This is a genomic window from Chelativorans composti (genome assembly GCF_039541695.1).
Taxonomy (GTDB): Bacteria; Pseudomonadota; Alphaproteobacteria; order Rhizobiales; family Rhizobiaceae; genus Chelativorans; species Chelativorans composti.
Genome location: NZ_BAABGS010000073.1, coordinates 61,015 through 83,390 on the forward strand (window position 1 = coordinate 61,015; position 22,376 = coordinate 83,390).

Annotated in this window: 21 protein-coding genes; 13 read left to right on the top strand and 8 right to left on the bottom strand. The window is 64.7% G+C overall.

Features of this window, described 5'->3' with window-relative positions; translation table 11 throughout:
• Positions 1-7: 7 nt before the first annotated feature.
• The 12 genes from ABD906_RS13870 (at position 8) to ABD906_RS13925 (ending at position 12,398) form a co-directional block, all read left to right on the top strand.
• Complete coding sequence (locus tag ABD906_RS13870) at positions 8-931, top strand: branched-chain amino acid ABC transporter permease (protein ID WP_345100009.1); 924 nt, start codon at positions 8-10, stop codon at positions 929-931.
• A 9-nt stretch (positions 932-940) separates the two neighbouring features.
• Positions 941-1,918, top strand: a complete 978-nt coding sequence (locus ABD906_RS13875) for a branched-chain amino acid ABC transporter permease (RefSeq protein ID WP_345100010.1) — start codon at positions 941-943, stop codon at positions 1,916-1,918.
• Positions 1,911-2,660, top strand: a complete 750-nt coding sequence (locus ABD906_RS13880; RefSeq protein ID WP_345100011.1) for an ABC transporter ATP-binding protein — start codon at positions 1,911-1,913, stop codon at positions 2,658-2,660. The genes ABD906_RS13875 and ABD906_RS13880 overlap by 8 nt, the downstream gene beginning before the upstream one ends.
• Positions 2,661-2,674: 14 nt before the next feature.
• Entirely contained in the window at positions 2,675-3,376 is a 702-nt protein-coding gene (locus tag ABD906_RS13885) for an ABC transporter ATP-binding protein (protein ID WP_345100152.1), read from the top strand.
• Positions 3,377-3,379: 3 nt separating this feature from the next.
• Entirely contained in the window at positions 3,380-4,660 is a 1,281-nt protein-coding gene (locus ABD906_RS13890; RefSeq protein ID WP_345100012.1) for a 3-isopropylmalate dehydratase large subunit, read from the top strand.
• Complete coding sequence (locus tag ABD906_RS13895) at positions 4,657-5,163, top strand: LeuD/DmdB family oxidoreductase small subunit (RefSeq protein WP_345100013.1); 507 nt, start codon at positions 4,657-4,659, stop codon at positions 5,161-5,163. The genes ABD906_RS13890 and ABD906_RS13895 overlap by 4 nt, the downstream gene beginning before the upstream one ends.
• Positions 5,160-6,035 carry an isocitrate lyase/PEP mutase family protein gene (locus tag ABD906_RS13900; protein ID WP_345100014.1) on the top strand — a complete coding sequence of 292 codons (876 nt, stop codon included), beginning with the start codon at positions 5,160-5,162 and terminating at the stop codon, positions 6,033-6,035. The genes ABD906_RS13895 and ABD906_RS13900 overlap by 4 nt, the downstream gene beginning before the upstream one ends.
• A complete protein-coding gene (locus ABD906_RS13905; RefSeq protein ID WP_345100015.1) occupies positions 6,032-7,729 on the top strand; it encodes a hydantoinase B/oxoprolinase family protein in 1,698 nt (565 codons plus the stop codon). Before ABD906_RS13900 ends, ABD906_RS13905 begins: the two co-directional genes overlap by 4 nt.
• Entirely contained in the window at positions 7,726-9,783 is a 2,058-nt protein-coding gene (locus ABD906_RS13910; protein ID WP_345100016.1) for a hydantoinase/oxoprolinase family protein, read from the top strand. Before ABD906_RS13905 ends, ABD906_RS13910 begins: the two co-directional genes overlap by 4 nt.
• Positions 9,780-10,394, top strand: coding sequence for a cysteine hydrolase family protein (locus ABD906_RS13915; protein WP_345100017.1), 615 nt, complete (start codon positions 9,780-9,782; stop codon positions 10,392-10,394). The genes ABD906_RS13910 and ABD906_RS13915 overlap by 4 nt, the downstream gene beginning before the upstream one ends.
• Positions 10,391-11,797 carry an FAD-dependent oxidoreductase gene (locus ABD906_RS13920; protein ID WP_345100018.1) on the top strand — a complete coding sequence of 469 codons (1,407 nt, stop codon included), beginning with the start codon at positions 10,391-10,393 and terminating at the stop codon, positions 11,795-11,797. Before ABD906_RS13915 ends, ABD906_RS13920 begins: the two co-directional genes overlap by 4 nt.
• Positions 11,798-11,963: 166 nt before the next feature.
• A complete protein-coding gene (locus tag ABD906_RS13925) occupies positions 11,964-12,398 on the top strand; it encodes a Panacea domain-containing protein (RefSeq protein WP_345100019.1) in 435 nt (144 codons plus the stop codon).
• Between the two features lie 542 nt (positions 12,399-12,940).
• On the opposite strand, the gene ABD906_RS13930 is transcribed toward ABD906_RS13925, so the two are convergent.
• From ABD906_RS13930 to ABD906_RS13945, 4 genes are all read right to left on the bottom strand, one after another.
• Complete coding sequence (locus ABD906_RS13930) at positions 12,941-13,732, bottom strand: HpcH/HpaI aldolase family protein (RefSeq protein ID WP_345100020.1); 792 nt, start codon at positions 13,730-13,732, stop codon at positions 12,941-12,943.
• Complete coding sequence (gene hpaH, locus ABD906_RS13935; protein WP_345100154.1) at positions 13,719-14,519, bottom strand: 2-oxo-hept-4-ene-1,7-dioate hydratase; 801 nt, start codon at positions 14,517-14,519, stop codon at positions 13,719-13,721. The genes ABD906_RS13930 and hpaH overlap by 14 nt, the downstream gene beginning before the upstream one ends.
• A gap of 13 nt (positions 14,520-14,532) precedes the next feature.
• Positions 14,533-16,167 (bottom strand): bifunctional 3-(3-hydroxy-phenyl)propionate/3-hydroxycinnamic acid hydroxylase, encoded by a 1,635-nt coding sequence (locus ABD906_RS13940; RefSeq protein WP_345100021.1) that lies wholly within the window; start codon positions 16,165-16,167, stop codon positions 14,533-14,535.
• Between the two features lie 158 nt (positions 16,168-16,325).
• Positions 16,326-17,300, bottom strand: a complete 975-nt coding sequence (locus ABD906_RS13945; RefSeq protein WP_345100022.1) for a Bug family tripartite tricarboxylate transporter substrate binding protein — start codon at positions 17,298-17,300, stop codon at positions 16,326-16,328.
• 181 nt (positions 17,301-17,481) lie between these two features.
• On the opposite strand from ABD906_RS13945, the gene ABD906_RS13950 reads away from it, so the two are divergent.
• On the top strand, positions 17,482-18,249 hold the full coding sequence (locus ABD906_RS13950) for an IclR family transcriptional regulator (RefSeq protein ID WP_345100023.1): 768 nt from the start codon (positions 17,482-17,484) through the stop codon (positions 18,247-18,249).
• A gap of 134 nt (positions 18,250-18,383) precedes the next feature.
• On the opposite strand, the gene ABD906_RS13955 is transcribed toward ABD906_RS13950, so the two are convergent.
• From ABD906_RS13955 to ABD906_RS13970, 4 genes are read right to left on the bottom strand one after another with little or no spacing between them, the layout of a single operon-like run.
• Positions 18,384-19,256 carry an alpha/beta fold hydrolase gene (locus tag ABD906_RS13955; protein ID WP_345100024.1) on the bottom strand — a complete coding sequence of 291 codons (873 nt, stop codon included), beginning with the start codon at positions 19,254-19,256 and terminating at the stop codon, positions 18,384-18,386.
• Positions 19,257-19,276: 20 nt separating this feature from the next.
• Entirely contained in the window at positions 19,277-20,218 is a 942-nt protein-coding gene (locus tag ABD906_RS13960; protein ID WP_345100025.1) for a DODA-type extradiol aromatic ring-opening family dioxygenase, read from the bottom strand.
• Positions 20,219-20,272: 54 nt separating this feature from the next.
• Complete coding sequence (locus tag ABD906_RS13965) at positions 20,273-21,781, bottom strand: tripartite tricarboxylate transporter permease (RefSeq protein WP_345100026.1); 1,509 nt, start codon at positions 21,779-21,781, stop codon at positions 20,273-20,275.
• The gene (locus tag ABD906_RS13970) at positions 21,781-22,227 is read right to left on the bottom strand and encodes a tripartite tricarboxylate transporter TctB family protein (protein ID WP_345100028.1); all 447 of its coding nucleotides are present in this window, start codon (positions 22,225-22,227) and stop codon (positions 21,781-21,783) included. Before ABD906_RS13970 ends, ABD906_RS13965 begins: the two co-directional genes overlap by 1 nt.
• Between the last annotated feature and the right edge of the window lie 149 nt (positions 22,228-22,376).

Here is a 22,376-nt window from a genome sequence, read left to right on the forward strand (position 1 = left end):
ACCACGAATGCAACAGGCGCGGACCCTTTGCGGTCCGCGCTCCACGGAAGGTGCCTCGATGGTCGATGCGGTCATCCTCATTCCTTCATTCATAAACGGGCTGACGACCGGCGCGCTTTACGCTCTCGTCGCGCTTGGGCTCACCCTGATCTACGGCGTACTGCACATCATCAACTTCGCCCATGGCGCGATGCTGATGATGGCGCTCTACGGGGTCTATTTCCTGCACCAGCTGTTTGGCATCGATCCCTATGTGTCGCTGTTGATCGTGCCGCCCGCCATGTTTGCGATCGGCTATGTCCTGCAGCGGTTCGTGATCAGCAAGGCAAGCCATGGCCGCGACGAGAACATCCTGCTCGTCACCCTCGGCATGTCGATCATCATCGAGAACCTCGCCCTCTATTTCTTCCGCTCCGACACCCGCACGATCGAGACGCCCTATTCCTTTGAGGTCGTCGAGTTCGCCGGCGCCTTCCTGCCGCTGCCCAAGGTCGTGGCCTTCTTCGGCGCGCTGATTACCGCCGGTCTTCTCTGGGTCTTCATGGCCCGTACCGACCTTGGCCGTGCCATTCGCGCGCTCGCCAAGGAGCGCAAGGGCGCCCGCCTCGTCGGCATCGACGTCGAGCATGTCTTCGCCATGAGTTTCGGCATCGGCATCGCCTGTCTGGGCGTGGCCGCCTGCCTGCTCCTGCCCAGCTATTACGTGAGCCCGCAGGTCGGTTACAGCTTCGTGCTGATCGCCTTCACCATCGTGGTGCTCGGTGGCATGGGCTCCTTCATCGGCGCGATGATCGGCGGCCTCATCATCGGCATCGTCGAGGCGATGGGCGGCCTCTTCCTGGGCGAAAGCCTGGGCCAGGTCGGCATCTTCGCCATCTTCATCCTGATCCTGCTGTTCCGCCCGACCGGACTGCTGGGCCACAAGGTTTAGGTGGAGCGCATGGTCAACGCCAGACAACTCGTCACTCTACTCGTGGTGTTCGCGCTGATTGCCACCTGCCCGTTCTGGGTGAAGTCCGCGCCGACGATGAACACCATCATCGCGGTGCTCTACATCGTCCTGCTCGGCCAGGCCTGGAACATCCTTGGCGGCTACGGCGGCCAGTTCTCCTTCGGCCACGCGGCCTTCTTCGGCACCGGCGCCTACACGGTGGCCGTGCTCCAGATCCAGTTCGGCATCAATCCGTGGATCGGCCTCCTGGCGGGCGCCCTGCTTGCCACCGCCGTAGCCCTCATCGTCGGTTTCGCGAGCTTCCGCTACGGCCTGCGCGGATCCTACTTCGCGCTCGTCACCCTCGCCTTCGCGGAAGTTCTGCGCATCCTCTCGAACTCCGTGAGCTTCACGGGCGGCGGCGTCGGCCTGCTGCTCCAGCTCGACCGCCGTTTCTCCAATCTCCAGTTCGCCGACAACCGCGGCTATTTCTGGGTGGTCTGGGCGATGTGCCTCGCCTGTTTCCTCTGCGTCTGGTGGATTGGCCGCTCGCGCTTCGGCGCCTGGTTGATGGCCGTCCGTGACAACGAGGATGCCGCTCGCGCGCTTGGCGTCGATGTCTTCCGCACCAAGATGGGCGCGGCTGCCCTTTCCGGCTTTTTCACGGGGCTCGCCGGCGTCTTCTACGCCCAGTTCTATCTCTATCTCGACCCGTCGATCGCCTATGGCTCTGCCGTCTCGATCGAAGCCCTGCTGGTGCCGATCATCGGCGGCATGGGCACGCTGTTCGGGCCGCTGATCGGCGCGGGCGTCATTCACTTCCTGTCCGAAATGACCCGCCACTTTGTGGGCGACGTGCCGGGCGTGGCGCTTGCCATCTACGGAGCCTTGCTCATCGTGATCGTCATGTTCCTGCCCCGCGGGCTGATCAGCATCGACTCGGTGATCCGCGGCGGGACCTCTGGCCGGAGGCGCGCCAATGCTTGATGTGAAAGGCATTTCCAAGTCATTCGGCGGCCTGAAGGCGGTAGACAGCGTAACCATGAAGGTCGAGGAAGGCGCCCTCGTCTCCTTGATCGGCCCGAACGGTGCCGGCAAGACGACCTTCTTCGCCCTCATCACCGGCTTCCACAGGCCGGACGCGGGCACTGTCCACTTCCGCGGCCAGGACATCACCGGCTGGAAGCCCAGCGACATCGCCCGCGCGGGCATGGTGCGCACCTTCCAGATCGTTCAGCCCTTCGCCGGGCAGACGGTGCTTGAGAACATCGCCGTCGGCGCGCATCTACACCACGCCTCGCGCCGCGACCCCCTCGACCATGCGCGGGAAGTGGCGGAGAAGGTCGGCCTCGGCGACCGTCTCGACCAGGACGCCGCCTCGCTCACGGTCGCAGGCCGCAAGCGCCTTGAGGTCGCCCGCGCGCTGGCGACCGACCCGAAACTCGTCCTTTTCGATGAGGTCCTGGCCGGCCTGAACCCGAGCGAGATCCGCGACGTTATTCCGGTGATCCGGGCGATCCGCGACAGCGGCGTGACCATCCTGCTCATCGAACACGTGATGCAGGCGGTGATGAGCCTGTCCGAATACACCTTCGTCCTCAATCAGGGGCGGCTGATCGCCGAAGGCAAGCCGCAGGATGTCGCCAACAACCAGCCCGTGATCGAGGCCTATCTGGGCCATGGCATGGCGGAGCGTCTCAAGCGCCAGCGTGAGGAGGCCGGAGCATGACGCAGCAAGACTTGATCGTCGAGGTCGAAGACCTTCGCGCGGGCTATGGCGCGGTGGAGGTCTTGCGCGGCATCGACCTCACCATCAGCCGCGGCGACGTCGTGGCGCTCCTCGGCTCCAACGGCGTCGGCAAGACCACCTTCAACTCCGTCCTGTCGGGCCTCATCCGCCCATGGGCGGGACGCATCCGCTTCAACGGTGAGGACGTGACCGGCCGCGACGCCGCCCGCATGGTAGACGCCGGCCTCGTGCTCGTGCCGGAGGGCCGTCTCATCTTCCCGAACCTGACGGTGCGGGAAAATCTGATCCTCGGCAGCTACCGCCGTGCCGGCTCGCGCCGCGAGCAGAACATCGAGCGCATCGTTTCGATCTTCCCGCGGCTGAAGGAACGTTTCGAGCAGAAGGCGGGAACGCTCTCCGGCGGCGAGCAGCAGATGCTCGCCATCGGCCGCGGCATGATGGCGGAGCCGGAGCTTCTCATTCTGGACGAGCCGTCCCTCGGCCTCTCGCCGCTGCTGGTGGAGGAAATGTTCAACCTCATCCGGCGCCTGAACGAGGAAGGCCTGACCATCCTGCTTGTCGAGCAGAACGTGGCCCAGTCACTGGAAATCGCAACCACTGGCTACGTACTCGAGAACGGCACCATCAGCCTGGCAGGCCCTGCCGCCGAGCTGATGTCGAACCCCGAACTGCAACGCAGCTATCTGGGGATCTGACCCATGACAGTCCCTCCCATGACACTTGCGGAAAAGATCATCGCCAAAGCGGCGGGACGCGCGTCCGTCTCGCCCGGCGAGGTGGTGACCGTCCGCGTCGATCTTGCCATGATCCATGACTCCGGCGGTCCCCGCCGCGTCGAGCCGATCCTGAAGCGTCTCGGGGTCGGCCTGTTCGACCGCGAGAAGGTCGTCCTCATTTCCGACCATTATGTCCCCGGCGACACCGACGAGGGGGCAGCCATCCTGGCACTCACCCGCGAATGGGCAAAGGAGAGGCAGGTCGCCTTCTACGACGGCGAGGGCATCTGCCACGTCGTCCTGCCCGAGCGCGGCCACCTGAAGCCCGGCATGCTGGTCGTCGGCGGCGACAGCCACTCCCCCACGGGCGGCGCCTTCGGCGCCTACATGTTCGGCGTCGGTGCGACCGAGATGGCTGGCGTGCTCGCCACCGGCGAGATCTGGCTGCGCGTGCCCGAGACCATCCGCATCGAATGGACGGGCAAGCTCGGTCCGCGGCTGATGGCCAAGGACATGGTGCTCGCCATGTGCGGCCGGCTCGGCATGGACGGCGGACGCTATCAGGCCATTGAATATGCGGGCGAAACCGTCCGGTCTCTCTCCATGCAGGAGCGGATGACGCTCTCCAACATGGCGGCTGAGCTTGGCGCCCAGGCGGGTCTGATCGCACCCGACCGGACGACCATCGACTGGCTTGCCGGGCATGGCGGGACCGACCTGCCCGATCCAACCGACTGGCAGAGCGATCCGGACGCGCCGGTTGCCGAGACCCACTTCTTCAATGCCGGTGAGCTTGCCCCGCAGGTGGCCGCACCCCACTCGCCAGCCAATGCCGCGCCGGTCACTGACTATGAGCCGACGCCAATCGACGTGGCCTACATCGGTGCCTGCACCGGCGCGAAATACGTGGACCTGAAGGCAGCCGCCGAGATCATCCGCGGCCGCAGGCTGGCGAAGGGCGTGGAGCTTCTGGTCGCCCCCGCCTCGAAGCGGGACCAGGATCAGGCTGCGCGTGACGGCATCATGCAGGTACTGGAGGATGCGGGCGCGAAGGTGCTGCCCAACGCCTGCGGCATCTGCGCAGGCTATGGTTCCGCCCGTCTCGGCGAGAACGTCACCTGCATCTCCACCACCGCCCGCAACTTCCGCGGCCGCATGGGCGCCAAGTCCTCGATGGTGTATCTCGGCTCGCCCTACACCGTGGCGGCCTCCGCCATCGCCGGCCGCATCACTGACCCCCGGGAGGTTGGAGCAGGCGCATGAACAGGGCATTCGTCTACGGCGACGACATCGACACCGACGCGCTCGCGCCGGGCCAGTACATGGGCGGCGGCATCGAGCAGATCGCGACCCACTGCCTGGAAACCATCGACCCGGATTTTGCCTCTCAAGTCAGGCCCGGCGACGTGCTCATTGCCGGCAAGAACTTCGGCATGGGCTCCTCGCGCGAACAGGCGGCGCAGGCGCTGAAGCATCTGGGCCTCGCCGGCGTCGTGGCCCGCTCTTTCGCGGGCATCTTCTACCGCAACGCCATCAACCTTGGCCTGCCGGTCTTCGTCGGCGGGCCGGAAATCGCAGCCATCAGGCCGGGCGATCGGGTCGAGCTTGATGTGGCCAACAGCCGTCTCGTCACGGCCAATGGTTCGATCCAGCTTGAACCGCTCCCCGACTTCCTGCTCGCCATGATCGCCGATGGCGGTCTCGTCCCCCACCTGGAAAAGCGTTTTGCGCGGCAACGCGCCAACAATGACGGAGAACAACAATGACGCGCCTCAAAGCGCGCCTCGGCAACGGAAGGATCATCATCGCCCCCGGCGTCTATGACGGGCTGTCAGCGCTGATCGCTTCGCAGGCGGGCGCGGAAGCCATCTATCTCTCGGGCGCATCGCTCGCCTACACGCGATTCGGCCGCCCCGACATCGGGCTCGTCACCGCCACCGAGGTGGCCGACACCATAGCCGTGATCTGCGATAGGGTTTCGCTTCCCCTCATCGTCGACGGCGACACCGGCTTCGGCAACGCGCTCAACGTCCAGCGCACCGTGCGCACCTTCGAGCGGATGGGTGCGGCCGCGATCCAGCTCGAAGACCAGACGATGCCCAAGCGCTGCGGGCACCTGAACGGCAAGAGCCTAGTCTCTCCCGGCGAGATGATCGGCAAGATCAAGGCCGCAACTGACGCCCGCGCCAGTGACAACTTCCTGATCATCGCCCGCACCGACGCCATCGCGGTGGAAGGCTTCGAGGCCGCCCTCGATCGCGCGGCGGCTTATGCCGACGCGGGCGCCGACATGCTCTTTGTCGAGGCGCCGCGCTCGATCGACGAAATGAAGGCCATCGTCGCCTCCCTCGGCGGCCACGTCCCGCTGATGGCCAACATGGTTGAAGGCGGCAAGACCCCGCCCATGAAGGCAGCCGACCTCGAGAAGATCGGCTTCTCGCTGGTGATCTTCCCGGGCGGCCTCACCCGCGCCATCGCCCACACCGCGCGCGCCTATTTCGAGAGCCTTCTGCGCACCGGCTCCAACGAGGCCTTCAGCGACAGGATGTTCGACTTCGCCGGGATCAACGAGATCCTCGGCACGCAAGAGCTGCTCGAGGCGGGCAGCGCCTACGACGAGAAGAGGTTCACCCTATGATCGATCCCGTCCTCCTCGCGATCCTGAAGGGCCGTCTCGAGCAGATCGTCGACGAGATGGACGCCACCCTGTTCCGCTCGGCCTTCAACCCCACCATCGCCGAGGCACATGATGCCTCCCACGGCATCTACGACGCCGTAACCGGCGAGACGCTGGTGCAGGGCAAATCGGGCCTGCCGATCTTCGTCGGCGTCATGGCCTTCGCCGTGAAGGCCGTGATCGAAAAGGCGGCCAAATCCGGCGGGCCGAAGGACGGCGACGTCTGGATCTTCAACGATCCCTACGCTGGCGGCACCCATCTCTCCGACTTCCGCCTCGTGCGCCCGCTGTTCCGCAATGGCAAGGTGTTCTGCTACCTGGCCTCCGTCGGCCACTGGCATGACGTGGGCGGCAACGTGCCCGGCAACTACAACCCGGTCGCCACCGAGTGCTTCCAGGAAGGCATGCTGATCCCGCCGGTGAAGCTCTTCGACGGCGGCGAGTTCCGCCAGGATGTGCTCGACATCCTGTCCTCCAACTCCCGCCAGCCGAACTCGCTGTTCGGCGACGTCAACGGCCAGATCAACGCGCTGGAGCTCGGCGTCAAGCGCATGAACGAGCTGCTCGCCGACTATGGCGACGAGACGGTGGCCACCGCCCTCTCGGAGCTGCGCAGTCGCGCGGCCATGCTCATGCGCGCCGAAATCGACCGCCTGCCCAAGGGCACCGTCTCAGCCGAGGACTACCTCGACAATGACGGCGTGGTGGACAAGCCGCTCACCATCGCGCTCGACCTCACCATCGAGAACGGCCGCATGGTGATGGACTTCTCGCGTTCCTCGCCCGCCTGCGCGGGTCCCGTGAACATCTCGCGAGCCACCACCATCGCAGCCTGCTATGTGGCCCTGAAGCACGTCTTCGGCGACGTGCCGGCCAACGCCGGCGTGCTGGAGCCCGTCGAGTTCATCATCCCCGAGGACAGCCTGCTCTCCGTCACCGCGCCGAAGCCGGTCGGCGGTTACACCGAGACCATCCTGCGTCTGATCGATGTGGTCTTCCAGGCGATCGCCCGGATCGCGCCGGACCGCTCCAACGGCTGCGCCTACGGCACCATCAACGCGCTCTCGATTGCCGGCTTCCGCGGCCCGGAGCGCAAGCGCTGGGTGATGTTCTCCTTCTTCGGCGGCGGCCATGGCGGGCATCCCGAGGGCGACGGCCTCAATCACGGCAACGCGCCGATTTCGACCGCAACCATCCCGCCGCTGGAAATCCTCGAGGCTGCCTACCCGATCATGTTCACCCAGTGGGCGCTGCGTCCCGACAGCGGCGGCCCGGGACGCCACCGCGGCGGCCTCGGTGCCATCTACGAGATCGAGCTGCTGGAGGAAGAGGCAGACGTGTTCCTGTTCGGCGAACGCGGCCGCTTCCCGCCCAGGGGCGTCGCCGGCGGCCAGGATGCCGTGCTCAACCGCTTCACCTGCCAGCACGTTGACGGCGAACACAATCCGCCTATGGCCTCCAAGATGGTGGGCATCAAGTTGGAGCGCGGCCAGCGCGTGCGCCTCGAGACGCCCGGCGGCGGCGGCTACGGCCCTGTCGAAGAGCGCGATCCCGCCCTCATCGAGCGCGACGTTGCCCTCGGCTACGTGTCGCCCGAGGCAGCCGCCACGATTTATAACCACCCCGTCAAGACCAACAGCAAGGATGCCGCATGATGGGTTCCAGACGCTATGTAATCGGCGTGGACGTCGGCGGAACGTTTACCGACATTTTCGTTTACGACCAGATCGACCGCAAGGTTCAGACCACCAAGATCCCGTCCACCCGCGGCGACCAGTCCAAGGGCTTTGCCGAAGGCATCGCCCGTATCGTGCCTGACTTCTCGGAGATCGCCACCATCGTCCACGGCACGACGGTGGGCACCAACGCCCTGCTCGAACGCAAGGGCTCGCGCACCGGCATCATCACCACCAGGGGCTTCCGCGACGTGATCGAGATGCGCCGCCGCGACCGCCCGACCACCTGGGGTCTATGGGGCCAGTACACGCCGGTCATCAGCCGCGAACACCGCCTGGAGGTGGAGGAGCGCGTGCTCGCCGACGGCACCGTGCGCGTCGCCGTCAATGACGACGAGGTGCGCGGCAAGGCGGAGCAGCTGCTTGCGGCCGGCTGCGAATCCGTCTGCGTCTTCTTCATCAACGGCTACGCCAATGACGCCAACGAGCGCCGGGCCGTGGAGACCGTCCGCGCCGTCTGGCCCAACGGCTATGTCACCGCCGCGACCGAGATTGCGCCGGAGATCCGCGAATTCGAGCGCCTGTCCACTGCTGCCCTCAACGCCTATCTTCAGCCCGTCGTCTCCTCATATCTCGACCGCCTGGAGAAGACCCTGCGCGAGCGCGGCTTCGCGGGCGACATCCTGATCGTCCAGTCGAACGGCGGCGTCATGTCCATCGACACCGCCAAGCGCTTCCCGATCCGCACCGCCCTCTCCGGTCCCGCCGCGGGCGTGATGGCCGGCCAGGCGATTGCCAAGGCCGCAGGCTTCCCGAACATCATCACGTGCGACATGGGCGGCACCTCCTTCGACGTCTCGCTGGTCACAAATGGCGAAAGCGCCCTTGCCGCTCAGACAGCCATCGACTTCGGCCTCGTCGTGCGCACGCCGATGATCGAGATCACCACCATCGGCGCGGGCGGCGGCTCCATTGCCCAGATCGACAGCGGCGGCATCTTGCAGGTCGGCCCAGAATCGGCGGGCTCCGATCCTGGCCCCGTCTGCTACGGCCTCGGCAACGACCGCCCGACCGTCACCGACGCCAATGTGATCCTCGGCCGCATCAACGCCGAGCGGCCCATCGGCGGCAAGCTCGCCCGCCTCGATGTGGAGGCTGCCCGCGCCGCCGTGGAGAAACACATCGCCGGTCCGCTCTGCATCTCCGTCGAGGAAGCGGCCGAAGCGATCCTCAAGATCGCCAACGCCAGGATGGCCGGGGCCATCCGCCTCGTCTCCATCGAGCGCGGCCATGACCCGGCGACCTTCGCCGCCATGCCCTTCGGCGGCGGCGGCGCGCTCCACACCGGCGCGCTGATCAAGGAAGTCGGCCTGAAATCCGCGCTCGTCCCCCGCTTCCCCGGCGTGACCTCGGCGCTCGGCTGTGTCGTCGCCGACATGCGCCACGACCGTGTGCAGACCGTCAATCGCCTGCTTGACGGCCTCGATGCCGCCGCCCTCGGCGAGGAAATGCTGAAGGTGGCTGAAGAGACCGCAGCCCTGCTCGACCAGGCCGGTGTCGCCTTCGAGCGCGTCGACCGCATCTACGGGCTCGACATGCTCTATCTCGGCCAGACGCACACCGTCTCTGTGCCGCTCGAGATCGGCGCAGGCGGCCTCACCACCGAGGCGATCCGCGACGCCTTCAACACCGCCTATCTGGAAGCCTTCGGCCGCCTGCTCGAAGGCATTCCGATGCGCGTCATGAACTACCGCGTCGCCGTCGTCGGCCACCGCCCGCAGTTCGACATGCGCTCCTTCGCCCCCGCCTCCGGCAAGCCCGCCGAGGAGTGCCGCACCGGTACGCGCAGGGTCTATGTCGGCGGCGCCTGGCACGACACGCCGGTCTATGACCGTCTTGAGCTTGGCATCGGCGCGACTGTCCAAGGGCCCGCCATCCTCGAGCAGGCCGACACCACCATTTTCGTCGATCCTGGCCTCGAAGGCCGCGTCGATGAATTCGGAAATCTCATCATTTCGCGGAGCGCCGCATGAGCCACGCCCCCATCGACATCGCCCGATCCGCCCTGCTGATCGTCGATCTCCAGAACGACTTCCTCGATCCCGAGGGCGCCTACGGCCGCGCGGGCCAGACCGCCCCGGCCATCGCCGCCCTGCCGGAAAGGGTGAAGCCGCTCGCCGACGCCATCCGCGCGAAAGGCGGCTACATCATCTCGACCCAATTCACGCTGGTACCGGGCCGCGGCGGCGAGCCGCTCATCTCTCCGCACCTTAAGGAACTGCGGCCCTTTCTCAAGAAGGGCGATTTCCAGCCCGGCGCCTGGGGCCACCAGCTGGTGGACCTGCTCCAGCCCGCCGATTTCACCGTTGAGAAGGTGGCCTATTCCGCCTTCTACCAGTCGCGGCTCGAGTTCGTGCTGAAGAAGGCCGCCATCGAGACGCTGTTCGTCTGCGGCATCGTCACCAACGGCGGCGTCGCCTCCACCGTGCGCGACGCACATGTGCGCGATTTCAGGACCTTTGTGCTCGCGGACGGCTGCGCCGCCTTCTCCGAGACGACGCACGAGACGGCGCTCAAGGATCTCTCCTCCATTACAAGGGTCATCACCATCGCGGATGCAATTGGAATGGTAACATCGGCATGAGCGAAATCCTGCCAGCCTCTTCCATGCGCGCGGACGCCGAGGTTGACGTGGCCGTCATCGGCGCCGGCGCTGCCGGCCTTGTCGCGGCACTGCGCGCCGCCGAAGCGGGCGCGGATGTGTTGGTGCTCGAACGGGACGAAAAGCCCACCGGCTCCACCTCCATGTCGTCGGGCTTCGTGCCCGTGCCGGGAACGCGTTTCCAGCGCGCGATCGGCGTGACCGACGACACCCCGGAGCTGTTCGCTGCCGACATCCAGGCCAAGAACAAGGGCCGCGGCGACCTCGGTCTGGTCAAGACGGTGACGGAGGCCATCGGCCCCGCGCTCGAATGGCTGGCGGACAACCACGGCCTCGAATGGCACGTGCTCAACGATTTCCTCTACCCCGGTCACAGCCGACACCGCATGCATGCCGTGCCCGAGCGCACTGGCGCGGCCCTTCTGCAACGGCTGCTTACGGCCGCCGAGCGGCAGGGCATCATGGTCGCGACCGAAGCCCCTGTCACCGGCCTTTTCGCCGACGGACGCCGGATCGTGGGCTGCCGCATCACTCGGCCCGACGGCGGCGAGGAACACCTAGCCTGCAAGGCGCTGGTGCTCGCCTGCAACGGCTATGGCGGCAATCCTGAACTTGTGAAGCGCTTCATCCCCGACATGGCGAACGCCGTCTACCACGGCCACGCCGGCAACCAGGGCGATGCGGTACTCTGGGGCGAGAAGCTCGGCGCCGACCTGCGCAACCTCTCCGGCTGCCAGGGCCACGGCTCGCTCGCCTATCCGCACCAGATCCTCATCACCTGGGCGGTGATGATGGAGGGCGGCATCCAGGTAAACACCGACGGCGATCGCTTCTCCAACGAGCACGGCGGCTACTCCGAGCAGTCCGTCAACGTGCTGAAGCAGCCGGGCGGCATCGCCTGGAACGTCTACGACCAGCGCATCCACCACTTCGCCCTGTCCTTCCCGGACTACCGCGAAGCCTTCGACGCCGGGGCCATCCGCCGCGGCGGCGACATCCACGCGCTGGCGCAAGCCATTTCCGTCGATCCCGCCCGCCTTGAGGCCACCATCGCTGCCACCCGCCAGATGCAGGCAGCAAGGCTTGCCGATCCCTTCGGCCGCGATTTCACGACGAAGCCCGCGCTTGCCGCCCCCTTTTACGCGGTGAGGGTGACGGGTGCGCTGTTCCACACGCAGGGTGGGCTGATGGTGGACGAGAACGCCCGCGTGCTTGGCAGGGATGGAGAGCCCTTCCCCAACCTCTTCGCCACCGGTGGCGCCGCCTGCGGCGTCTCCGGCCCGGATATCTCCGGTTACCTCTCCGGCAACGGCCTCCTCACCGCCATTTCACTGGGCTATCTGGCTGGTGCTGCGGCTATGGAGCGGCTTTACGATTGCAGTTAAAGTAATCGGGGTACGAAAGTTTGTCACATTCCCTCTGCATATGGGATAGACTTCTATTTATTCAGAAAGAAGTTCATCCAACTGCGGACTTAATGAGATAGTGTCGTCTGTCCATTATACTTCATCCGTTGCTCATCGCCTTTTGTTGCGCCAGGGGAGGGAGGCAATGACGGCTAGGGTTCAAGATGTCGCAAGATACATTCTGATGCGGCTGGGTCGCATGACGGCGATGAAGCTGCAGAAGCTCGTGTATTACTCCCAGGCATGGTCTTTGGTTTGGGATGAGCGTCCGCTCTTCAGTGACCGCATCGAGGCTTGGGCGAATGGCCCGGTGGCGCCCGCCCTCTACGTGCTACATCGCGGCAAGTTTGAAGTCTCTGAAGCTGATATCGATGGAGACCCTTCGAGTCTGGATGAAGCCGCGCGTGAAACGATTGATGCCGTACTCGAATTCTACGGCTCGAGATCGGCGCATTGGCTGTCGGAACTCACCCACATTGAGCGCCCGTGGCAGGAAGCCCGCTACGGGTTAGCGCCCGGTGAACGGGGATCCGCTGAGATAACCCCCGCAGCCATGATGGAGTATTACTCGGGTCTGTAACCCGTGCGGAAGGGGGGAAAGAAGCAGGTTCCGAAAGTCGGAGCGGCACCGGTTCCCGTCAAAAAGCCACGATATTTCCAGGCTCCGCCGCCGTTCAGAGGTGGTGTGCTGGCGTGGCGGTTCAACGCTGTTGACAAAGAAGGGCCTTTCGCGTGGACCAATCTCCGAGACCCTCACGAGTTCAAGAGGGTCATTGAGAAGCTGGCTGAGTTCGAGACCATGAGCGTGCCCCAGTTAAGTGAGCACGGCTGCCATTTCGTTGACATCACAGCCCTTTCAAAGCGTGCTCAGCAGCGCCTCATGAAGCTGAAACTCGACGATCTCGACGCGCTCTATTCTCTTCGGCTCACGGCAAGAAGTCGCGTCTTCTGCGTACACCGGCCACAGTACATGCGAGTGCTGTGGTACGATCCGGAACACCAAGTTTGCCCCTCTCCGAAGAAGCATAGCTAGTGGCCTGCCAATGAGGCCACAAACCTGTTAGCCTGCAAAAAGGCGGTACCCGGGGCGCTGGGTGCCGCTCTGCGGGCCTCGGGAAGGTTTCAGCCCGCGGTCGGAATGCGGTAGCTCTGCGCCAGCTGCGTGACCGCCTGCCGGAAGACTCCGACGTCCGATCCCACCGCGATGAATTGCGCGCCGTCCTCCCGCGCTTCCGCTACGTGCTCCTGGGTGCCGAGCAGGATGCCCGGCGCCTTGCCTGCGGCGCGGATCTTGCGCGTGGTTTCGCGGATGACCTTCCGCACCTCCGGATGCGCCGGCTGTCCGCGGTAACCCATGTCGGTGGAAAGATCCGCCGGGCCGATGAACAGTCCGTCCACACGCTCGATCTTCAGGATTTCATCGAGGTTCTCGAGCGCCTTCACGCTTTCGATCTGCAGCAGGATGCAGACCTCGTCATTGGCATTGGCAAGATACTGGGCGCGGCGGCCGAAGCCGGAGGCCCGCGCCAGCGCGGCACCCACGCCGCGCTTGCCTTTGGGCGCATAGAGACAGGCGCGAACCGCCTGCTCCGCCTGTTCCGCCGTGTCGATCATCGGCACCAGCACCGTCTGGTAGCCGATATCGAGCACCTGTTTCAGCATCCAGTCCTCACCGGCCACCACGCGCACCACCGGATGCGCCGTGCCGCCCGCGCATGCGCGCAGCTGCTCGCGCAGCATAGCCATGTCGTTGGGTGCATGTTCGCCGTCGAGCAGCAGCCAGTCGAACCCGGCATGGGCACTGATCTCGACCGTCTCCGTCGAGGTGAGCCCTTGCCAGAAGCCGATCAGCACCTCGCCGCGCTTCAGCGCGGCACGAAACGCATTTGCCGGAGCCCCATTAGAGGAAGTCACAGCGCACCTCCCCGAACGGGCCGTAGTCGGCGACGAAGCGGCTGCCGTGCGGCGCTTCCACCGGACGAATGAACGAGCCGGACAAAACGATGTCGCCGGCCGAGAGCTTGCCGCCATACTTGGCGATGCGCGCGGCGAGCCAGATGATGCCGGTGACCGGATCGTCGAGCACGCCCGCGCCGAGGCCGGTTTCCTCCACCACGCCGTCGCGCTTCAGGATGCAGCCCATCCAGCGCAGATCCGTGGTCGAGGCGTCGAAGCGCCCCTCACCCAGCACCAGCCCGCCATTCGCGGCGTTGTCGGAGATCGTGTCCGTCACCTTGCGGATCGCACCGGTGACCGGGTCCTTGCGGATGATGCGCGTGTCGAGAAGCTCCAGTGCGGGCGTCACATAGTCCGTCGCCGCCAACACATCCTCGCGGGTGAGGTTGTCGCCCTCGAGGTCCGCCTTCAGCACGAAGGCAATTTCCGCCTCCACGCGCGGCTGGATGAAGCGGTCCGCCGGAATCTGCCCGCCGTTCGGGAACAGCATGTCGTCATAGAGGACGCCGGAATCGGGCGTGGTGATCTGGAGCGCCTCCTGCATGGCACGGGAGGTAAGACCGATCTTCCAGCCGATTCGCCGGAAGCCGGCAGCGTCGCGCGCTGCCAGCATTGCATCCTGGACGGCGTATGCGTCGTCCAGATCCATCTCGGGAAAGCGCTGCGAGAGCAGACCGATCTGCTTCCGGTCCCTCTCGGCCTCGAACAGCGCGAGGCCGCAATCCCGGTGATCCTGAGGTGTCATGCCTGCCATGAAATCACTCCGCGGCCATCGGGAGAGCTTCCTGGCGCGGCTCGCCGAGCTGAGCCCGCAGCCGCTTCACCGAGGCAGAGAGCTCGTGGCGGTCGCACACGGCGAACACGTAGCGGTCCGGACGCAGGATGTAGAACCGCTGCTTCGGGTACTTCAGGAGCAGATCACGGAACACGCCGTCCAGGTCATCCAGCACCAGCGTGTCCGGATCGGCCGACCAGCCCACCTTGCCGCGACGCGAGCGGTTGATCTGCACGATCGTGCCGATCTGGCGGAAGTAGTCCTTGTCTTCCGCCGTCAGCTGCGCGGCCGGATCCTCGTTGATGCCGATGATGGCAAAGCCCTTGCCGATCGCGTCGTCGAGCAGCATGGCACGGTCCTCGGCATCCGCCACGCGCGGCTGCACCATCATGCGGCCGACCATGGACTTGCCGCCTGCATTGGAGTGATCGACGATGCCGCGTTCATAGTACGGCAGCGGCTTGAACTTCATCTGCAGGATGTAGTCGCGCATCGACGGCAGGCGCTGCACCAGCCAGAAGAACGCCTTGCGGAAGTATTCCGTGAAGTAGCTGTAGGGCGCGTAGAACTTGCCGATGCCGGTGGCGAACTTCACCATCTGCTCGGCATGGTGCTGGCGCTCCTGCTCGTAGGTATCGAGGATCTTCGGATCGGCCTTGCCCTGCACGACCATGGCGAGCTTCCACGACAGGTTCATCACGTCGCGCATGCCCGAATTGAGGCCCTGGCCGAAGAACGGCGGCTGCAGGTGCGCAGCGTCGCCGGCGATGAAGACGCGGCCCTTGCCGAAGCGGTCCGCAACGCGCGAATGGTGCGTGTAGATGCGCGCGCGGATGATGTCCGGCTTCTCGTCGGGTCCGAGACGCGTGCGCAGCAGGCGCTCGATCTCCTCCGGCTTCGACATCTGCTCTTCCGTCTCGTCGTGCTTCAGGCGGAACTCGAAGCGGCGGTGCCCATAGGGCAGGTCGATGACCATGCACGGGCGATGCGGATCGCAGTAGATTGCCGAATAGGGCTCGAAGCGGTCGTCGTTGCGGACGTCGATGACGAGCCAGCGCCACGGATGCGTGTCGCCCATGAGTTTGATGTCGAGCAGCTTGCGGATGGTCGAGCGGCCGCCGTCGCAACCGACGACATAGCGCGCGCGCAGGGTCTTCTCGCCCTCCGCCGTCTTGACGGTGAGCGTCACGCCGTCGGCGTCCTGCTTCAGGTTCTGAACCTCGTGGCCGGCAAGAAGGCTCACATGCGGGAAGCGCTGCAGGCCGTTGCGGACCGTCCTTTCGGTGAGCGGCTGGATGAACAGGTTGCGGCGCGGCCAGCCGAACGGCTTGGTCTTCGGGCCCACCTCCGCGAACATCTTGCCGTTCGAGTGGTGGTAACGCAGCAGCGTGTTCTGGATCATGTCCTTGAGCAGCGCTTCCGCGAGATCGGTGGTCTGGAACGTCCGCAACGCCTCATCGTCGATGCCGACGGCTCGCGGATAGTCGATGATGTCCGCCTCCCGCTCGAGAACGATCGTCTTCACCCCATAGGTTCCGAGCAGGTTGGCAAGCGTGGTGCCGGCAGGGCCGCCACCGACAATGATGACGTCAGCATCGAATGCAGTTTGCTGGACCATGATTTCTCCCAGATAGCGTGTGAGCCGTACCGTTACGGTATTGCCTCATTATGATAACAGCCTTCTCGTATTGCAATAATACTGTAAAAAATTCACACAAAAACGGCCGCTCTTTCGGGCGGCCGTCACGAGAAAGGCTGTTTTTGAATAGGACCGGCTTACTGGGCGGTAATACCGGCCTCCTTGACGATCGGTCCCCAGAGGTTGACCGACTCCTCGACGCGCTGCTGCAGCGCTTCGGGCGCACCGCCAACGAGCGTGTAGCCGTTGGTCTCGAGGTACTTCACGACGCGCTCGGATTTCAGCGCCTCGTTGACGCCCGCGTTGATCTCGTTGACGATCGAGTCCGGGGTCTTGCTCTGAACGAACACCCCCCACCAGGCGATCGCGCACAGGCCGTCCACGCCGGCCTCAGCGAAGGTCGGAGCCTCCGGCATCAGCGGCGACTTGTAGTCGACGGCCAGCACGTTCATGGTGCCCTTGGCGACTTCGCCCGAAGCGGCGCCGACACCGAAGACGCCCAGATGAACCTCACCCGAGGCCATGGCCTGCATCACCGGGCTCACGCCTTTGAAGTGAACGACCTTGAGGTTGATGCCGGTGAGCGACTTCAGGAGCTCCGCAGCGAGGTGCGGGGAAGACGCGGGACCGAACGTGCCGAGAGCAATGTCCTCGGTCTTGGCGCGCTCGATGAGCTCGGACATCGTCTTGATGCCGGTGTTCGACGCGGCCACGAAAGCCAGCGGCCATTCGCCCACGGTGATGACGGGGCGCAGCTCTTCGTTCAGGTTGTACGGCAGGCTCGGCATGGTCACCTCGTTGAGGGCGATGCCGATGTCGTTGAAGAGGATCTGGGAGCCATCGGGCTTGGAACGGGCCACAGCCTGCGTGGCAATCACGCCACCGGCGCCGGGCTTGTTCTCCACGACGACCGCGGTGCCCCAGCGGTTCTGCAGCTCCTCGGCGATGAGGCGCGCGATCGCGTCAGTCGTGCCTCCCGCCGCAAACGGAACGACGATGCTGACAGGCCCGGTCGGATACTTATCCTCGGCCTGCGCAAAACCGGCCAGCGCGGTCAGGGCCACGACAGCGCCCATCAGCGCGCGGCGGGAAAAAGAAACGCACTTTGTCAAGACGACTCCTCCAGGTTTCATCATTTTGTGGAATTTGCATTCTCACAAAAAGAGATTGACCTTGGTCAAATATTCGGCCTTCTCTCAGAATGCAAGCCGCCTTGCTGTTTATGACCAAGAATTGATATGTAACTGATCAAGATTTAGACGAGGGGTTGGAATGCCGGGGAAAAACAAGAACTTGGACAAGGCCGTAAGCGTCAATTCGACGGCGGATCGCGCGATCGAGATCCTGCTTGCCTTCGATGCCGCGCATCCGGTTTGGACACCGACCGAACTGGCCCAGCATCTGAAGATGCCGCGCTCGACCATCTACCGGTATTTCAACAGCCTGAAGCACTACGGTCTGATTATCGAAGATCGAAATGGCGGCTTCCAGCTTTCGGCAAAGATCGTCGAACTGGCGCGTGTGGCCAAAAGCACGACCACTGTCATGCGCATTGCCCGCCCCTATCTCGAGCGCCTGTCCGAGAAGTTCGGCGAGTTCACCTCGCTGCGCCAGGTGATCGGGCCGGAACTGGTTCCGGTGGACAGGATCGACTGCCGCCACCATGTGCGCATTCCCTACCTGCGCAACACGACATTGCCCTGGCCGGCGACCGCTGGCGCCAAGGTGATGCTGGCCTTCTCCTCCCCCAAGGAGGTGGAGGAGATGTTCAAGATGTTCACGCCGGTAGCCTACACGCCGAACACGATTACCGATCGCGCCCTTCTGGAGAAGGAGCTGGAGCGCGTTCGCCGGCAGGGTTATGCGGTAACCAACGAGGAACGGGATGAAGGCGTGAGCGGCGTCGCCGCTCCGATCTTCTCCGGCGGGCGTCTCGCCTACTGCATCGCGCTCGGCGGCCCCTCCTTCCGTTTTGTCGGCCGGAACCTGTCCGAGATGATCGACGAGATTACCCAGGCGGTCGAAGCCATCACGGCCGAACTCGCCCAGTACGATCTGTAGGGCCGCGCGCCCCCTTCCCTCATGCAAATTGTCGGCGCAGGGGGAGGTCCCCGGCGATCGGCACAACTGCCCCAACGAAAAACCCCGCCACGTCGTGACGGGGTTTTCTTTTCTCTACTGGAGATCCGGACGGGTCAGCCGCGCAGGAACTCGAGGCTGAGCTTGTTGAAGGTCTCCGGGTCTTCCCACTGCGGCCAGTGGCCGACGCCTTCCATCTCCACGTAGCGCGCGTTCGGCATCAGCTTGGAGACGACCTGCGCGGTGCGCAGGTACTCGTCCGCATCCGCGAGCGAGCCCACCATCAGCGCCTCGGCGGTGATGGCCTTCCAGTCGTCGTCCTTGAGCAGGTTGCGCTCGCGGATCTCTGCGTCCTGCAGGGCGAGGATGTTGAGCATGCCCTCCTTCATCTCGGGCATGCGGTAGATCGCCTGGCGGTGAGCGATGAGATCGTCCACGCGGCTCTTCTCGTCGGCGAGCAGCTTGTTGAAGATCGCCTTGATGTTCTCCCAGGACGGATCGTCCACCGCCTTGGTACGCTGAGAGATGATGCGGCCGCGGTTCTCGGCGCTCGAGAAATAGCCGGAAGCCGACAGCAGCACGAGCTTCAGCACGCGCTCCGGATGGTTGCGCGCGATCGCCGCCGAAATCCATGCGCCGAGCGAGCAGCCCATGAAGTTCGCCTTCTCGATGCCCATCACGTCGCAGAACCCGAGCACATGGCCCATGTAATGCTTGATTTCGAGCGGATGGTTCGGCTTGTCGGTGAAACCGCAGCCGATCATGTCGAGGGCGAAGATTTCGAAGTCGGCGCTATGTGCCTTGAAATTGGCCGAGAACGCCTCCCAGTGGCCCGCCGTGCCGTGCAGCATGACGAGGGCCGGCTTGCCGCGCGTGCCGGAACGGGCGTAGCGGGTATTAATGCCGTTCACGTTGACGAAGCCCTGCTCGAACGCGGTGTCGCGCAGGCCCGTCCAGATCGAGCGGTATTCGTGGCGCTGTTCTGTCATCTGTTCAAACGCTTTCCTGATTACTTGTCCTTCGGCACGCAGATGCCGCCGCCGACGACGCCCATGCCCGTAATCCAGGTCGGGACCGGTTCGTAGCCGATGACCTCGATGTCGCGGCCCCATGCGGCGGCAGCGGCAACCCAGCTGCGCAGCTCGTGGGCACCGTTGCCGGCAGCTTCCTCGATCTCGGCGTCGGTACACTTGTGCAGCGGCTCGAGGTTGTTGGTGGTCAGCAGGTTGAGGAACCACTGGTCCCACTCCACCGACACCTTGCCCGTGCGGCCCTCCTTGCGGCGCTCCTTGGAGATGCGCTCCTTCTCTGCGTTGAACTCGCGCGAGCGCTCGCGGCCGTTGATGATGTAGTCGCGTGTCTCTTCCGGGGTCGCCTCGTCGTCCGCCGACATCTTCGGCAGGAAGTGCGACAGACCGCCCGATCCCATGACGATCACGTTCATGTCTGCCGGGAAGCTGCGGATGGCGTCGCCCACGGCGCGGCCGAAGTCGGCCACACGGCGGTAGCTCGGGCGCGGACCGGCCTGGCAGTTGATCATGATCGGCACGACCGGGATGTCGAGCTCCGGGTTCACCGCGGCATAGGGCTGCGTGTGGCCGTGGTCGAGGCACATGTTGAGCGAGACGGCCGGGTCAAAGCCGTTGCCCATCAGGTGGTTGAGAATGTGGCGGCCGAGTTCCTGCTGGACCGGCATCTGGCCCGACGGGCTGTCGTAGTCGCCGTAACCCTCGAGCTTCTCGATGCCGATGCAGAACTGAGGCATCTGGTCATAGAAGAAATTGCGGTAGTGGTCCGGTCCGAAGATGACGATGGCGTCCACCTTCTGGCCATTGAACTTGCGCAGGCGCTCGATGGCGGCAACGAATTCCTGACCGGGGCCCTTGAGGTCGCGGGACAGATCCCACGACGGAGAATGGGACATTGCGGCGAGACCGACGAGGTTAGCCATGGGTAGTCCTCCGTATTGGCAAGGTTGGATTGGGTGGATTGGGGATGCCGGGCACTACTCCTGGAACGCCTCGGCGCGCGACTTGCGCAGTCCGGGAAGCGCCATCAGCAGCAGGAGCAGCACGGACGCGGCCAGCAAAGTTGCCGAGATCGGACGCTCGATGAAGACGGAGTAGTCGCCTCCCGACACCGTCAGCGCGCGGCGCAGGTTCTCTTCCATCATCGGGCCCAGGATGAAGCCGATGATCATCGGCGCGGGCTCGCAGCCGCAGCGCATCAGCAGATAGCCGAGCAGAGTGAAGCCCGCGAGCAGAAGGATCTGAAACGCGCTGCCGCCCTCCGAGTACACGCCGATCAGGCAGAACATCATGATCGCCGGGAACAGAAGGTCGTAGGAGATCGTCAGCAGCCTCACCCACAGGCCGACCAGCGGCAGGTTGAGAACCACGAGCATCAGGTTGCCGATCCACATCGAGGCGATCAGGCCCCAGAACAGGTCCGGGCGCTCGCTCACGATGGCCGTTCCCGGGGCGATGCCGTGGATCATCATCGCGCCCATCAGCAGCGCCATGATCGGGTTTGAAGGCAGGCCGAGGGTCAGCAGCGGCACGAAGCTCGTCTGCGCGCCGGCATTGTTGGCGGCCTCAGGCGACGCAACGCCCGCCGGCGCGCCCTTGCCGAAGGTTTCCGGCCGCTTCGACAGCTTCTTTTCGAGGCTGTAGCTCACGAAGGACGCCAGCACGGCGCCACCACCGGGAAGCACGCCGAGAAGCGAGCCGAGGATGGTACCGCGCACCACCGCCGGTGCGGATTCCCGGAACTCCTCCCGGTTCGGATAGAGGTCGCGGATCTTCATTTTCGGCCGGTCGCCGCGCGGCTCCGGGAACTCGAGGTTGCGCACCACTTCCACCAGGCCGAACAGTCCGATCGAGATCGCCAGGAAGCTGACGCCCTCCCACAGGTCCGGAATGCCGAAGGTGAAGCGCTGCACGCCGGAGTTGATGTCGAGGCCGACGAGACCGAAGATGAAGCCGATCAGCATGACGGCAATGGCTTTCAGGATGGATCCCTGCGCCAGTACGACGGTCATCGACAGACCCAGAACCATCAGTGAGAAGTAGTCGGCCGAATGGAACTTCATCGCCAGGCTGGCGAGCGACGGACCGAAAGCCGCGATCAGCAGCGTGGCGACCGTGCCGGCAAAGAAGGAGGCCAGCGCAGCGATGGCGAGCGCCGAACCGGCGCGCCCCTTGCGGGCCATTTCATACCCGTCGAGCGCGGTGACGATCGAGCCGGCCTCGCCCGGCATGCGCACGAGGATCGCGGCCGTAGACCCGCCATACTGGGCGCCGTAGTAGATGCCGGCAAGCATGATCAGCCCGGACAGCGGCTCCATGCCGAAGGACAGCGGCAGCAGCATTGCCACCGTGGGAACGACGCCGATGCCTGGCAGAACGCCGACCAGGGTGCCGAGAAGGCAGCCCACCAGCGCATAACCGAGATTGGCGAGGGTCGATGCCCCGGCAAAGCCGATGGCGAGATTGTTCAGCATGTCTGCGATCATCAGAACCACCACAGATCAATGGGAAGGCCGAGGCCGACGATGAAGATGATCGCCAGGGCCACAGGCAGGATGACCACCATTCCCAGCGCGTAGGGCACGCTGGGCCTGCCGTTGCCGAAGAGGGAATTGAAGATGGCGATCGCGCTCGCGACCACGAAACCGGCGCTCTCGACGAGGAAGCCGAAGGCGCAGGTCGCCACCAGGATGAGGATGATCGGGCGAAGCTTCACCTGACCCACGACCGGCGAATGCAGCCAGATCGTGCGCAGCCCGGTGATGACGCCCAGCGAGATGACGGTCCAGCCCAGCGCGCGCGGCAGATAGCCCGGCCCCATGTCGGCGGAGGTTCCGGCCCTCAGATCGGCTCCAAAGACCAGCGCGGCAACGCCGATCAGAATGAAGATGATGGCTGCAAGCAAGTCTTGCGAAATGCGGATATTGAGCATTCGCCCTCCTGCGAATGTGGGACTGCCGAGGAGGGTCGCATGATCAACGGATTGTCCAGCAGACCAGCACCAGCCCCCCTTCCAAGATTGCCTGGTGTCTACCGTGCCCCTTGATCCTTATCAAGATAAAAAATTAGGCTCTCGAATTT

Coding starts and splice junctions, on each gene's coding strand:
- ABD906_RS13870 (WP_345100009.1), top strand. CDS start 8: ATGCAACAGGCGCGGACCCTTTGCGGTCCGCGCTCCACGGAAGGTGCC.
- ABD906_RS13875 (WP_345100010.1), top strand. CDS start 941: ATGGTCAACGCCAGACAACTCGTCACTCTACTCGTGGTGTTCGCGCTG.
- ABD906_RS13880 (WP_345100011.1), top strand. CDS start 1,911: ATGCTTGATGTGAAAGGCATTTCCAAGTCATTCGGCGGCCTGAAGGCG.
- ABD906_RS13890 (WP_345100012.1), top strand. CDS start 3,380: ATGACAGTCCCTCCCATGACACTTGCGGAAAAGATCATCGCCAAAGCG.
- ABD906_RS13895 (WP_345100013.1), top strand. CDS start 4,657: ATGAACAGGGCATTCGTCTACGGCGACGACATCGACACCGACGCGCTC.
- ABD906_RS13900 (WP_345100014.1), top strand. CDS start 5,160: ATGACGCGCCTCAAAGCGCGCCTCGGCAACGGAAGGATCATCATCGCC.
- ABD906_RS13905 (WP_345100015.1), top strand. CDS start 6,032: ATGATCGATCCCGTCCTCCTCGCGATCCTGAAGGGCCGTCTCGAGCAG.
- ABD906_RS13910 (WP_345100016.1), top strand. CDS start 7,726: ATGATGGGTTCCAGACGCTATGTAATCGGCGTGGACGTCGGCGGAACG.
- ABD906_RS13915 (WP_345100017.1), top strand. CDS start 9,780: ATGAGCCACGCCCCCATCGACATCGCCCGATCCGCCCTGCTGATCGTC.
- ABD906_RS13920 (WP_345100018.1), top strand. CDS start 10,391: ATGAGCGAAATCCTGCCAGCCTCTTCCATGCGCGCGGACGCCGAGGTT.
- ABD906_RS13925 (WP_345100019.1), top strand. CDS start 11,964: ATGACGGCTAGGGTTCAAGATGTCGCAAGATACATTCTGATGCGGCTG.
- hpaH (WP_345100154.1), bottom strand. CDS start 14,519: ATGACACCTCAGGATCACCGGGATTGCGGCCTCGCGCTGTTCGAGGCC.
- ABD906_RS13940 (WP_345100021.1), bottom strand. CDS start 16,167: ATGGTCCAGCAAACTGCATTCGATGCTGACGTCATCATTGTCGGTGGC.
- ABD906_RS13955 (WP_345100024.1), bottom strand. CDS start 19,256: ATGACAGAACAGCGCCACGAATACCGCTCGATCTGGACGGGCCTGCGC.
- ABD906_RS13960 (WP_345100025.1), bottom strand. CDS start 20,218: ATGGCTAACCTCGTCGGTCTCGCCGCAATGTCCCATTCTCCGTCGTGG.
- ABD906_RS13965 (WP_345100026.1), bottom strand. CDS start 21,781: ATGATCGCAGACATGCTGAACAATCTCGCCATCGGCTTTGCCGGGGCA.
- ABD906_RS13970 (WP_345100028.1), bottom strand. CDS start 22,227: ATGCTCAATATCCGCATTTCGCAAGACTTGCTTGCAGCCATCATCTTC.